This window comes from Massilia eburnea, from assembly GCF_050709955.1.
Classification (GTDB): domain Bacteria; phylum Pseudomonadota; class Gammaproteobacteria; order Burkholderiales; family Burkholderiaceae_D; genus Rugamonas; species Rugamonas eburnea_A.
On the sequence record NZ_JBNZFX010000002.1, the window covers coordinates 215,209 to 228,078 of the forward strand.

Here is a 12,870-nt window from a genome sequence, read left to right on the forward strand (position 1 = left end):
TCTTAGTTTGAATTTCTTTCGATGTGCCGCACGTGGCGGTGGGCACGCATAAAGGTCGAGGCGATAAAGATCTCTCGCAGCAGGTAGCCGAAATTGCCGATCAGGCAGATCATCGCCGCGATAAACAGGCCGGCGATGTATTTGTCCAGCGGGACATTGGTGGCATCGCCAACGAACAGCAATGCCACCACCAGGCAGACGAACAGGCCGCACGCGGTGCTCAGCGCAATGGCAACGTTGATCAGGTGCGAACGCCGGTATAGCACGTCCAGCTCGTTCATATAGGTATCGTTATAGGCCACGTCCAGGCGTTCTTCCAGCACGCGCGAGCGGTCGATGATGCGCGCCAGGCGGTTCAACAGCACCAACAGATTGGTGCAGACGGTGGACAGCATGAAAACCGGGGCAATCGCTAGCTGGATGATGTGGGCGATGTCGCCAAGCTGGAGATTCATTATGCGAAGCGTCCTTGTTGGCGGAATTGTTCGGTAGCGCTCACCAGGGCGCGGCTTATGCCCTGCTCCATGGCGCCGTGGCCTGCGTCAGGAATCATCTTCATCACCGCATTGGCGCCCCAGGCCTGCTGCAGGCGCCAGGCGGAGACCGGCGGGCAGATGACGTCATAGCGGCCCTGCACGATCACCGCAGGCAGGTGGGCGATGCGCGAGACGTTCGACAGCAGCTGGCCGTCGCTGAAGAAGCCCAGGTTGGCCATGTAGTGCGATTCCATGCGGCCGACGCCCAGGTCCAGGGTGTCCGATGGCGGTTCGTCCGGCTGCGGCAACAGGAACACGCGGCGGCCTTCGAACTTGCTCCAGGCGCGCACGGCGGGCCAGTGCACGTCCGGGTTCGGGTCCATGATGCGCTTGACGTAGGCTTGCAGCAGGTTGCCGCGTTCTTCCACCGGGATGGGGGCGACGAATTCGTCGTACACCTCCGGGTGGAACCACTCGGAGCCTTGCAGGAACCAGTCGATTTCCTTCTGGGTGCAGAGGAAGATGCCGCGCAGGACGAAGCCCAGGCAGCGCTCCGGGTGGGCCTGGCCGTACGCCAGCGCCAGGGTGGAACCCCAGGAGCCGCCGAATACCAGCCATTTGTCGATGCCGAACAGGGTGCGCAGGCGCTCGATGTCTTCGATCAGGATCTGAGTGGTGTTATTGCGCACTTCGCCCAGCGGAGTCGATTTGCCGGCGCCGCGCTGGTCGAACAGGATGACCCGATAGTGATCCGGGTTGAAGAAGCGACGGTGCTGCGGCGACATGCCGGCGCCCGGGCCGCCATGGAAGAAGACCACCGGGATGCCGTTCGGGTTGCCCACCTCTTCCCAATATATTGTATGGATGTCATCGACAGCCAGCATGCCGCTATTGCGGGGCTGGATTGGCGGGAACAGGTGTGGCAAGGCGTCGGGCATGGTTATCCTCTATGCGTGAAGCCAAGATTGTAACCGCTCAGAAGAAGGTATTGATGGCTTGCAGGACGTTGTACGTGTCATCCACAACCAGCATCAGGGGCCATTTGTCGAAGGTTGTGCAAGGGTGGGAGATGCCGCAGCCGACCAGGTCGCCCACCTGCAGGTCGGCCTCGACGCCATCCGGCCAGCGCAGGTAGGCGTGCTGGTCGTTCATCTTGTCGATCACCGCGCCTTCCGGCAGCACCAGCGCTGCCCCGCCCGGCCGGTGCGCGGCGATCGCGCGCGGCAGGCCCAGGTCATGCGATGCGTCCCGCTTGCCCATAGCCAGGATCGCCAGGTTCGGCTCAGGGCGCGACAGCACCGTGGTCCAGACTTCCAGCGCCGGGCGCAAGCCTTCCCCCGCTGCCTTGCCCTCGCGGCGGGCCAGCTCACTGGTCAGATCACCGTAGTAGCCGTGGTCGTTGGTCAGGTAGCAGCCGCTGCGCAGGATCGGCAGTACTTTCTTGCCCTGCACCGCCAAGCCAGCAAACTCGCGCGCCACGCGGTCGAAGTAGGCCGAGCCGCCGGCGGAGATGATCACTTGTTCGCCACCGAACAAGCCTTCACTCGCGGCGGACTTCAGCATTTCCGCCATGCGCTGCAGGAAGCCGTTGACGACTTCCACATCCGCCGCAAGGTTATCGGTAACCACCAGGCCCTCGTAGCCTTCAATGCCGGCCAGTTGCAGACCCGGTGCGGCGGCGATGGCTCGCGCCACAGTCATCACTTGTTCCGGATCGCGGCAACCGGCGCGCTTGCCCTTCATGCCCATCTCAACCAGCAGCGGCAAGGGCCGTTCGAGGCCGAAGTCCTGCACTGCCCGCGACAGGCGTTCGACGCCTTGCAGCGAATCGGCCAGCGCGAAGAATTCGAAGCTGTGATCTTCCTGCATCAGGTGCAGGAGAGCGCGGATATCGGCCGGCGCCACCAGCTCGTTCGCCAGGATCACGCGCCGCACGCCAAAGCGCGCCGCAATCTGCACTTGCGGGATAGTGGCAAGCGTGATGCCCCAGGCGCCGTTCTCGACCTGCGCCGCAAATAGTTGCGGGCTCATGGTGGTCTTGCCGTGCGGTGCCAGCAGCACGCCGTGGCGCTCGCAAAAAGCCCGCATCCACGCCAGGTTATGCTGCAGCGCCGAAGCCTTGAGCACCGCCACCGGCAAACTTGTATCCGCCGCCAGCACGTTCCAGTGCTGGGCGCCGATCATGTGCTGGCGCAGCGGCTCCACAATAGGCAGGCCTTTAATGCCTGGCTGCAGGATTTGTTCGTCGAGTTCGGGCAGCGCGTACATATGTGATCCAACCTCTCTTCAAAGAATAGCACTGTCAACCGGTGAGTGGCTCGGCAGTATTGAACGCCAACTGCGCCGCAAAGGCGCGCTTATAAGCTGGACGTGCTTCGCCACGGGCAACATACGCGGCAAGGCGCGGAAATTCGTTCAGGATACCCGATGGCCTTGCCCGGAGCAGCACGGACACCATGGTCAGGTCGGCCGCACTGAACTCGCTGTCCAGCCATTCCGCCTCGCCCAGGCGCGCAGAAAGTTGCCCCAACCGCTGCCGGATCCGGTCCGCAATCAGGGGCAAGCGCTCCTTGCTCCAAGGCTTGTCTCCCTCCTGAAACTTGGCGATGGCGATTTCCAGGATCGGTGGCTCGACAGTGTTAAGTGCGGCGAAGATCCATGTAATTGCACGGGCCCGTGCGTTGGCATCTTCCGGCAACAGGCCCGGATAGCATGAAGCGATGTGGAAAATGATCGCGCCGGACTCGAACAGCACCAGGTCGCCATTCTCATAGGTGGGAATCTGGCCGAACGGATGCAAGGCCAAATGCGCCGGCTCCTTCATTGCGGCAAACGAAACGGGCCGCACGTCATACGGCTGCCCCACTTCCTCGAACGCCCAGCGAACTCGCGTATCGCGCGCCAGGCCCATGCCGCCATCTGGCGAGCGTTCGAATGCGGTAATGGTGTGTGTCATCGAAATCTCCTGGTTATGGTTAATTCAACCAGGGCGCTTGTGCGGGCCCCGTCAAAATGACGACGAGCGACTAGCGGCCAAATCGACATGCCAGCTTTACCTCTTCTGCGTTTTCAACTTGCTGATCAAGCGACGAGACGGGGAAACTGCAAGCTGATGCACCCGCGCTTGCTGACGAAACAGCGAGTGCGAGCAAATAGTTCTTCATCAAGGGACGGCCAATAGCCTGTTCAGTTGCTTAACAACGGACTCTCTAGCTTTACCTACCTTGAATACAGTCGGTACATAAAGCAGGAAGAAACTCCAACGATATCGCGACCGACTACGCTCCTTTGACAAAACATAATGCATCAAGTCGACAGCGGATTCACGATGGTATGCCCAGAGGACGTGATTGCGATACGTAATCGAATAATACGCGTCCTCCGGCCATCGCAACACATGCTTGCTACACAAATGGCATTGGCTACACCGAATCGAGCCAACCGGCCAGCCGCTACGATTCTCGAGATATCTCGAGTGGTCCCAATCACTCGCAGCATAGCCATCTGGAAGTTCTTGAATTGCCTGCTGAGGCTGTCCATGAAGTCCCTGGAAATAGGCCGCCCCATGCCACAAGTGGCCACATGAATCGTGGAACTGCCGGTACTCAAACAAGCTGCTCTTCTGGAAAAACTCCACGTTCGATTTCAGCTTAATTCGAACGACTTCAGCAAACTCGAATTCTGCACGTTTCCGGCACGCTGGACATACGATATCCAGATGGTGCGGGATCGGGCGCCATTCATATGGAGCAGTCATCAGTGCCAGAGAGCGAGGATCAGGCCAAAGACCAGGAATTGCGCGGTGTGGTAGCCGCCATCGATCAGCAGCAGCTTGAAGCTACGCTGGGCGAACTGGTAGTTGATGCCGAAGCAGGCGGCCACCATGCCGCAGCCGGCCAGCAAGGCGTGCTTGATTGCATACTCCAGCGACGGTGCTGGGCCAACCCATCGGGCAAAGGCGAAGGCCGCCAGCAGGGAGAAGACAAAGGCGACGCCGAAGACCTTGGCGGGATGGCCGTCATGTTTGACGCCGCCGTTTTCGTCATTCCACATCTTGCCGAACAGGACCGGCGAATACCACAGGCCGCCCAGCATGAAACTCGAAACGGCCGCCAGCAGGACAGCCCAGTAGTTCATGGTCCAGAATTGCATCGTTGTCTCCCCAATGAATTATTGTTGAGAAAGAACGATATGTGAGCCGGGGCTCAAGAGTCAATCACTTGTTGTTGCAATGCGCCGAAAGCATTTCACCCATCTTGCCGCTGGCGGCCTGGCGGTCGTCGGCCCAGGTCAGGGCGGATTGGGTTCCGCCCGCTTCTTCGCGGCGCAGGAAGCTGACGTAGGTCGAGCCTTTCTTGCCGGTGACGTGCATCAGGCGCAATTCGCAACTGCGGCCATTGGCAGCGGCTTTGGCCGTGCTCAGCACGTCGACCTTGGTGACGTGGCCGATATGCGCCACCAGCGGGGCGCGCTGGTTCAGGATATCGAGCAGCTGATCCTGCGGGATGTTGCGGCTGCAGGCTGCCAGCAGCAGCAAGGGCAGCATTTTCTTCATGGCGCCTCCGAAAGAACAAACGCCGACCGGCGCGAGGGCCGGACGGCGTTTGGGTGTTGCGTTGCTCTTTATTGCGATCAGGACATGTGCTGGCCGCCGTTAATGGCGATGTTGGCACCGGTCAGGAACGCTGCTTCGTCGGAAGCCAGGTAGGCCACCAGGCCCGCCACTTCTTCCGGCTTGCCCAGGCGGGCCATCGGGATTTGCGGGATGATCTTCGAATCCAGCACGTCTTTCGGGATCTCCATCACCATCTTGGTGCCGATATAGCCCGGCGAAATGGTGTTCACGGTTACGCCCTTGCGCGCCACTTCCAGCGCCAGCGCCTTGGTGAAGCCGTGCACGCCGGCCTTGGCGGCGGAGTAGTTGGTCTGGCCGAAAGCGCCCTTCTGGCCGTTCACCGAGGAGATGTTGATGATGCGGCCCCAGCCACGGTCCACCATGCCATCGGCTACCGGCTTGGTCATGTTGAACACGGAGTCCAGATTGGTCTTCATCACGGCATCCCAATTGACCTTGTCCATTTTCTTGAAGGTCATGTCGCGGGTGATACCGGCGTTGTTCACCAGCACATCAACCGGGCCGATGTCGCGCTCGACTGCTGCGATGCAGGTTGCCGCCGAATCAAAGTCCGACACATCACAAGGATAGGCGGAGAAGTTATAGCCCTGGTCCTTCATCGTGGCCAGCCACGACTCATGCGTCTTGTTACTCGGGGAATACGTGGTTACCACTTTGTAGCCCAGCGCGACCATCTTGATGCAAATCGCTTCGCCCAGACCACCCATGCCGCCCGTTACCAATGCAACTCGTGCCATTTAATGTTCCCCTATTTATTTAAACGAAAGCTCATTCCCTCTCAACTGCCAGTGCTACGCCCATGCCGCCGCCGATGCACAGCGAGGCCAGGCCTTTCTTAGCGTCACGGCGGACCATTTCATGCAGCAGGGTCACCAGGATGCGGGCGCCGGATGCGCCGATCGGGTGGCCAATTGCAATCGCGCCACCGTTGACGTTGATCTTGCTGGTATCCCAGCCCATTTCCTTGTTCACGGCGCAGGCTTGCGCGGCGAACGCTTCATTGATTTCCATCAGGTCCAAGTCCTGTGGCGACCAGCCGGCTTTTTTCAGGCACAGCTGCGAAGCGGTGACCGGGCCCATGCCCATGTAAGCTGGGTCCAGGCCGGACGAGGCGTAGGCCTTGATGCGCGCCAGCGGGGTCAGGCCGAGTTCCTTGGCCTGCTTGGCGGACATCATCATCACCGCTGCAGCACCGTCGTTGATGCCGGACGCATTGCCGGCGGTGACGGAGCCTGCCTTGTCAAAGGCTGGGCGCAGGCTGGACAGCGCTTCCAGCGTCGAGCCTGGCTTCACGTATTCGTCCTGGTCGAAGAAGATGCTGCCTTTCTTCTGCACGATTTCCAGCGGCAGGATTTCGTCCTTGAACTTGCCGGCCCTTTGCGCGGCTTCCGCTTTCAGCTGGGACTGCAGCGCGAATTCATCTTGCTGGCTGCGCGAGATGTCGTATTTCTTCGCGACGTTCTCGGCGGTGATGCCCATGTGATACTGGTTATACACGTCCCACAGGCCATCGACGATCATGGTGTCGATCATCTTGGCGTCGCCCATGCGGAAGCCGTCGCGCGAACCGTTCAGCACGTGCGGCGAGGCGCTCATGTTTTCCTGGCCGCCGGCGATGATGATGTTGGCGTCGCCGCACTTGATGGCTTGCGCTGCCAGGTGGGTGGCCTTGAGGCCGCTGCCGCAGACCTTGTTGATGGTGTAGCCCGGGATAGCGCTTGGCAGGCCGGACTTGATCACGGCCTGACGCGCCGGGTTCTGGCCGACGCCAGCGGTCAGTACCTGGCCCAGGATCACTTCGCTGACCAGGTTAGGGTCGATGCCGGTCTGGGCCAACAGGCCCTTGATGACATGGGCACCCAGCTCTGCTGCCGGGGTCTTGGCCAAGGAACCGCCGAACTTGCCTACGGCGGTACGGCCTGCTGCAACAATTACTACGTCATCCATTCTGCTTCTCCGGGAGTGGTATGAAAATCTTTCAATGCATTCTAGCTAAGTGCCATGCCCGCGGCCAGCTATGGCCTACCGGAACAGTGGCTTATTCAAAGCCACATCTGTTGCCTCACGTCCATATGCCTGCGCGCAGTCGATGGCGTGCTTGCCCTGGTCGCTTGCCATTTGCAGCAGGTCTTGTGGATGCTGGATGGCCAGTAATTCGTTGGAGGCTGCGGTCATGACAGCGAGAGAAGCCCATGTGGTATCACGATGCCAGTCAAAGATGCTGGCGAAGCTGGCGAGTTGCGCATCGAAAGCCGCTTGTGCGGCACGAGAGAATTCGTCGTTGAACGCATACATGCCCATGCTCCTTCAGTTGTTCGGTGGCTGAGATACCGCAAGACTTCTCATGTTAGTGCGCGATTCCTGACAAACGTTTGATAAACATCAAGGCTGCTTTCATTTTGCATAAATCCCTTAACGATGTCACGACAATAACTTGATACCGTCCAGCGTGGCGGCGCACTGCTCACGTATCACGTTGACGAAGTCGGCGACATAAGCCTTGTGCTGCAAGGCTGGCGGCACGGAGACAAACAGGTCGCTCCATAAACCGGTCTCGCCGATCGGGCGGGCGATGACGTAGTCGTAGTCGATATAATTTTTGATAGCCCAGTTCGGCAATGCCGCCACACCGCGCCGGCTTGCAACCAGTTGCAGTATCGCGACCGTCAGTTCTGCCGTACGGCGCTGGAATTCGATACCGGCCGGGCGCAATACTTCACGGATCAGGTCGATACGTGTTTCGGGCACCGGATAGGTGATCAGGGTTTCGCCTTCAAAGTCCTGGGCCGACAGGCGGCGATGCGAGGCCAAGCGATGCTTCTGCGCCATCACGGTCAGGATTTCAAAACGGAACAGCGGGAAGGTGGAGTAGTCGGCGCTGTAATCGGACCCAATCACCAGGTCGGCATGTCCATTACGCAGCAATTCTGCTGGTTCGCTGTGGAAGCCGGAAACCAGGTCGATTTCCACGTCCGGCCAGCGGGTGCGGAATGCATCCATCACGGGCATCAGCCAATCGAAGCATGTATGGCATTCAAGCGCCACGCGCAACTGGCCGGTGTCGCCTTGCGACAGGCGCAGCACGTCGCGCTCGGCGCGTTCCACTTCCGGCAACAAGGTATCGGCCAGTCTCAGCAGCCGTTCGCCGGTCGCGGTGAAGCCGATTGGAATCGATTTTCGCTCAAACAACGGCGTACCGTAGCGATCTTCGAGCAACTTGATTTGATGCGACAAGGCCGATTGGGTCAGGTTCAGCAGTTGTGCTGCCTTGACCAGGCTACCGGAGGAGCGTAGCGCCGACAGCGTGCGCAGGTGACGAATCTCGAGCATGTATGAAAGTTTTTCAAGTGGATGCATAAAAAGTTTCGTTTTTATTATATGCCGTCATGCCGCAAACTGTACTTCACCAATATTTCTTAAGCATGACAAAAATGAAACTAGTTCAAACTCATATCCCTGGCTTTCCACGCATCGGCGCAGCGCGTGAACTGAAATTCGCTTTGGAGCGTTTCTGGCGCGGCGAACTGTCCGACGCAGCGTTGCAGGAAACATCCAGCAATCTCCGTGCCCGGCACTGGGAGACGCAGCGCCAGCATGGGCTGGATTTCGTGACGGTCGGCGATTTTGCCTTGTACGACCACGTGGCGAACCATATCCAGCTGCTTGGCTGCGAGCCGGCACGCTTTGGCTTCACGGGTAGCGAATCGCCGCTGGCGCGCTATTTCGCCATGGCACGCGGCGACGGTGCACATGAAGGATGCGGCTGTGGCCACAATGGTGCAGCGCTGGAAATGACCAAGTGGTTCGACACCAACTACCACTACCTGGTGCCGGAGTTCTGCGAATCCGCCGCGTTTGAGCTGCACAGCCAGCGCTTGCTGGACGAAGTCGCCGAAGCGCGCGCCGCCGGCCACCCGGTCAAAGCGGTGCTGCTCGGACCGCTCACCTTCCTTTGGCTCGGCAAAGAGCGCGGCGCGGCCGCAGGCTTCAATCGCCTGGACCTGCTGGACCGCCTGCTGCCGCAATACAGCCGGCTCCTGATGCAGTTGCGTGCCGCTGGCGCCGAGTGGGTGCAACTGGACGAGCCAATCCTTGGCCTCGACTTGCCCAACGCCTGGCGCAACGCCTTCGAGCCGGCTTACTGGCTCCTCAACCAGGCTGGCGCGCAACTGATGGTTGCCACTTACTTTTCGCCGCTGGAAGAAAACGTCAGCCTGGCCTGCCGCTTGCCGGTCGCCGGCTTGCATGTGGATGCCGTACGCGCCGCCAGCGAGCTGACCAGCGTAGCCGACTGGCTGCCCGCGCATAAGGTGCTGTCGATCGGCATCATCGATGGCCGCAACATCTGGCGCGCCGATCTGGATGCCACCCTCGCGACGCTGTTGCCGGTGATTGCCAAGCGCAGCGGCCCGGTCTGGCTCTCGACGTCCTGTTCGTTACTGCATGTGCCATACAGCCTGGCCGCCGAGCCTGCGCTGGACGATGAGCAGCGCTCCTGGCTCGCCTTCGCTGAAGAAAAGCTGGCAGAGCTTGAGCTTCTCAAATCCGCCCTCTCGGCGGACGAGCGGGTATCCGGGCAGGTGGCACGTGGCTTTGCCGCGGCGCGTGCAGCGCTGGAGAGCCGCCGCGCCAGCCCGCGCGTTCACAATGCCGGCATCAAGGCACGTGTCGCAGCGCAGGCTTCGGATCAGGACGCCGACCGCCGTGCGTCCCCCTTCACCGAGCGCCAGCGCCAGCAGCAGGCTCGCCTCGGGCTGCCGGCCTTCCCGACCACCACGATCGGCTCCTTCCCGCAAACATCGCAGATCCGCACCGCACGCGCTGCTTTCAAGCGTGGTGATTTGTCGACCCCGGACTACCAGCGAGCGATGCGTGAAGAAATCGAGCACGCCATCCGCAAGCAGGAGAAACTCGGGCTGGACGTGCTGGTGCACGGCGAAGCGGAGCGCAACGACATGGTCGAATACTTTGGCGAACAGCTCGATGGATTCGCGTTCACCGCCAATGGCTGGGTGCAATCCTACGGTTCGCGTTGCGTAAAGCCGCCAATCATTTACGGCGACGTGCAGCGCCTGCGAGCGATGACGGTGCATTGGGCCGAGTATGCGCAGAGCCTGACCGCAAAGCCGGTGAAAGGCATGCTGACTGGTCCGGTCACCATCCTGCAATGGTCGTTCGTGCGCGACGACCAGCCGCGTTCCGACACCACCCTGCAGATCGCGGCCGCCATTCGCGATGAGGTGCGCGACCTAGAGAACGCCGGCATCGCCATCATCCAGATCGACGAGCCGGCGCTGCGAGAAGGCCTGCCGCTACGGCGCAGCCGCTGGGATGGCTATCTCGCGTGGGCCACCAAGGCCTTCCGCATCAGCGCTGCTGTCGCCGCCGACGCCACGCAGATCCACACCCACATGTGCTACGCCGAGTTCAACGACATCTTGCCGGCGATCGCCGCACTCGATGCTGACGTGATTACGATCGAATCAAGCCGCTCCGCCATGGAGCTGCTGGGCGGCTTCGCCAGCTTCCGTTACCCGAACGAGATTGGTCCCGGCGTGTACGACATCCACTCGCCGCGCGTACCCGGCAGCGATGAAATGGCTGATTTGCTGCGCAAAGCAGCGCGCGTGGTACCGCCGGCACAACTCTGGGTCAATCCCGACTGCGGCCTGAAAACACGGGCCTGGCCAGAGACCGCCGCAGCCCTGCAAAACATGGTCGCCGCCGCGCAAAAGCTTCGCGCCGAGATGGAACCTTCCTAAAGCATCCCTGTCCAAGCTCAAAGTCTCCTCCCACGAATCGGCTCAAAGTTGAGCCATTCGAAGGAGGCAATATGGATAACCGCGAGCGAATTGCCAAAGTAGAGACAGAGGTGACTAGCATGCAAAAAGATATCGACAGGCTCTATGGCGCGATCGAATCCTTGCGTGAGCATATGGACATAGGTTTCGAGTCGCTGCGCAAGGAACACGCAATTACGACTCGCTGGCTGGTTGGACTAACAATCATGATGGCCGGCATGTTCGGACGGCTATTTGGACTGTACTAGGAAACAGAATAGATCCAACGCACCACTGTTTCGCCGTCCGTGTCGACGAGAGTCTCACGCTCCGTGAAACCCAGGCGCGATACAACTTTCGACGAGCCGATGTTTGACGGGAGGATCTCTGCGACAACCTGCCGCACCGAGCGATCCGCTGCCGCCAACTTCAAGAGCTGAGCTACGGCGGCACTTGCAATGCCGCGGCCGCGCATAGGCTTGGCAACTCCATATGCTATTTCAACGTCGCCATTCGACGGCATGCCTTTAAAGGTGCATCCACCAAGGATGGTGCGCTCGCTCCGGGCTACGATCAGGAACGGCGAACACCAGAAAGCAGGCACCCCGGCTTCCTGTTGCTTCAACGCGCGGTCGGCAACATGCGGCGGTGGAAGCGCGCCTTCCGGCGTGCCGGTGAAATGATCGGCAGGTTCCGATTTCGCCCAGCCAAGCAATTCCTCACGCGTGAGCTGAAGCAATTCGATTTCAAGCACTAATTGGTACCTCCTCACCGGCAAAGTTTTCTGCCAACGCTGCAAAGCGCGCGCGGTTATCCATGGCTAGCCTTCCATTGTTGAATTGGCAAATACTAACCGGTTGGCAGCGGTCAGGCATAACAGCTCCAGCGTCAACGCGATTTCAACCAAGCTAAAAGTTACTTCTGACACTAGAAATTGTCGACATCGGAGGTGTCGAGATTGCAATTCAGGCGGCCAGCAACTTTCGGCAGTTGCGGTCTCTAGGGGTCACAATCAGGAAAACCGTCGACACCCTGATCGCGACGCGCTGCATCGAATCGCACTATGCACTGCTCTATAGCGGCAGGGATTTCAAACCGTTCGTCGAACATTTAGGCCTGCAGGCCGCATAAACACTGGGCTCCCCTCCCCAAGCAAGCTTAAGCAAAGTACAATGCACCCAGCCTGGGCCCAGCCCGTTACTTTGCGATTGTTATGCCTAAGAGTACGTTCCAGAAGCCTATCGAGATCAAGATTTCCACCGTCGTCGCCGTGTCCGCCATCATGTACACGAGCGATCTGGTCGCCCTCGACGCCGCCATGCATGAGATGACCGGCGGCGTTTCCGATTTCTTCGAAGGCGACTTGGCCGTCATCGACGTCGGCGACCTGGCGCCAGGCTGCGAACGTATTGACTGGGCGGCAACTATCGCCCTCCTGAAAAAATACTGCCTGAATCCGGTGGCTGTGCGCAACGCCAAGCCGGAGATGGTGGAAGAAATCCAGCAACACGGCCTGCAACTGGACAGCGGCAAGCGCGAAGAAGCGCCGATCCCTGCCTCCAAACCAGCGCCAGCTCCGGCCCCTGCGCCGGCCCCGGTTCCTGCCAAAGCAGCGGCACCGGCGGCACCAGCTTTCGGCGGTACCATGATCATCGACACCCCGGTCCGTGCCGGCCAGCGCATCTATGCGCGCGGCGGCGACCTGATCGTGATGGCAGTCGTCAATAACGGCGCCGAGATCATCGCGGATGGCAGTATTCACGTTTACAACACTCTGAACGGCCGTGCCCTGGCAGGCGCCTCCGGCGACACCTCGGCCCGTATTTTCGCTATGGCGATGAGCCCTGAACTGGTCTCAATCGCTGGTGTTTATCGTACTTTTGAAGATGGTTTCCCGACCGAAAACGCGCGCAAGCCGGTACAAATCCGGCTGAACGGCGAGAGTCTGGATATACAATCTGTCAATTCCGCAAAATAA

At 60.1% G+C, this 12,870-nt stretch carries 14 protein-coding genes; 3 read left to right on the plus strand and 11 right to left on the minus strand.

Annotated features, from left to right (window positions below):
• Positions 1–2: 2 nt before the first annotated feature.
• The 10 genes from ACQ4MM_RS02370 to ACQ4MM_RS02415 form a co-directional block, all read right to left on the minus strand.
• A complete protein-coding gene (locus tag ACQ4MM_RS02370) occupies positions 3–455 on the minus strand; it encodes a DUF2721 domain-containing protein (RefSeq protein WP_431475859.1) in 453 nt (150 codons plus the stop codon).
• Positions 455–1,414 (minus strand): prolyl aminopeptidase, encoded by a 960-nt coding sequence (pip, locus tag ACQ4MM_RS02375; protein ID WP_431475860.1) that lies wholly within the window; start codon positions 1,412–1,414, stop codon positions 455–457. Before pip ends, ACQ4MM_RS02370 begins: the two co-directional genes overlap by 1 nt.
• A 37-nt stretch (positions 1,415–1,451) precedes the next feature.
• Positions 1,452–2,744 (minus strand): amino acid deaminase, encoded by a 1,293-nt coding sequence (locus ACQ4MM_RS02380; protein WP_431475861.1) that lies wholly within the window; start codon positions 2,742–2,744, stop codon positions 1,452–1,454.
• Positions 2,745–2,778: 34 nt separating this feature from the next.
• On the minus strand, positions 2,779–3,432 hold the full coding sequence (locus ACQ4MM_RS02385) for a glutathione S-transferase family protein (protein ID WP_431475862.1): 654 nt from the start codon (positions 3,430–3,432) through the stop codon (positions 2,779–2,781).
• 800 nt (positions 3,433–4,232) lie between these two features.
• Positions 4,233–4,628 carry a DUF1761 domain-containing protein gene (locus ACQ4MM_RS02390; protein ID WP_431475863.1) on the minus strand — a complete coding sequence of 132 codons (396 nt, stop codon included), beginning with the start codon at positions 4,626–4,628 and terminating at the stop codon, positions 4,233–4,235.
• A 64-nt stretch (positions 4,629–4,692) separates the two neighbouring features.
• Positions 4,693–5,031, minus strand: coding sequence for a hypothetical protein (locus tag ACQ4MM_RS02395; protein ID WP_431475864.1), 339 nt, complete (start codon positions 5,029–5,031; stop codon positions 4,693–4,695).
• A 77-nt stretch (positions 5,032–5,108) separates the two neighbouring features.
• The gene (phbB, locus tag ACQ4MM_RS02400; protein WP_431475865.1) at positions 5,109–5,849 is read right to left on the minus strand and encodes an acetoacetyl-CoA reductase; all 741 of its coding nucleotides are present in this window, start codon (positions 5,847–5,849) and stop codon (positions 5,109–5,111) included.
• A gap of 31 nt (positions 5,850–5,880) precedes the next feature.
• On the minus strand, positions 5,881–7,059 hold the full coding sequence (locus ACQ4MM_RS02405; RefSeq protein ID WP_431475866.1) for an acetyl-CoA C-acetyltransferase: 1,179 nt from the start codon (positions 7,057–7,059) through the stop codon (positions 5,881–5,883).
• A 75-nt stretch (positions 7,060–7,134) separates the two neighbouring features.
• Complete coding sequence (locus tag ACQ4MM_RS02410; protein ID WP_431475867.1) at positions 7,135–7,407, minus strand: hypothetical protein; 273 nt, start codon at positions 7,405–7,407, stop codon at positions 7,135–7,137.
• A gap of 126 nt (positions 7,408–7,533) precedes the next feature.
• A complete protein-coding gene (locus tag ACQ4MM_RS02415; protein WP_431475996.1) occupies positions 7,534–8,442 on the minus strand; it encodes a LysR substrate-binding domain-containing protein in 909 nt (302 codons plus the stop codon).
• Between the two features lie 101 nt (positions 8,443–8,543).
• Here ACQ4MM_RS02415 and metE point away from each other — a divergent pair, with 101 nt between their 5' ends.
• Entirely contained in the window at positions 8,544–10,874 is a 2,331-nt protein-coding gene (gene metE / locus ACQ4MM_RS02420; RefSeq protein ID WP_431475868.1) for a 5-methyltetrahydropteroyltriglutamate--homocysteine S-methyltransferase, read from the plus strand.
• Positions 10,875–10,945: 71 nt separating this feature from the next.
• Entirely contained in the window at positions 10,946–11,161 is a 216-nt protein-coding gene (locus ACQ4MM_RS02425) for a hypothetical protein (RefSeq protein ID WP_431475869.1), read from the plus strand.
• Here ACQ4MM_RS02425 and ACQ4MM_RS02430 read toward each other — a convergent pair.
• Positions 11,158–11,646, minus strand: coding sequence for a GNAT family N-acetyltransferase (locus ACQ4MM_RS02430; protein WP_431475870.1), 489 nt, complete (start codon positions 11,644–11,646; stop codon positions 11,158–11,160). The two genes, ACQ4MM_RS02425 and ACQ4MM_RS02430, sit on opposite strands and share 4 nt — an antisense overlap.
• 459 nt (positions 11,647–12,105) lie before the next feature.
• Here ACQ4MM_RS02430 and minC point away from each other — a divergent pair, with 459 nt between their 5' ends.
• Positions 12,106–12,870 (plus strand): septum site-determining protein MinC, encoded by a 765-nt coding sequence (minC, locus tag ACQ4MM_RS02435; protein WP_431475871.1) that lies wholly within the window; start codon positions 12,106–12,108, stop codon positions 12,868–12,870.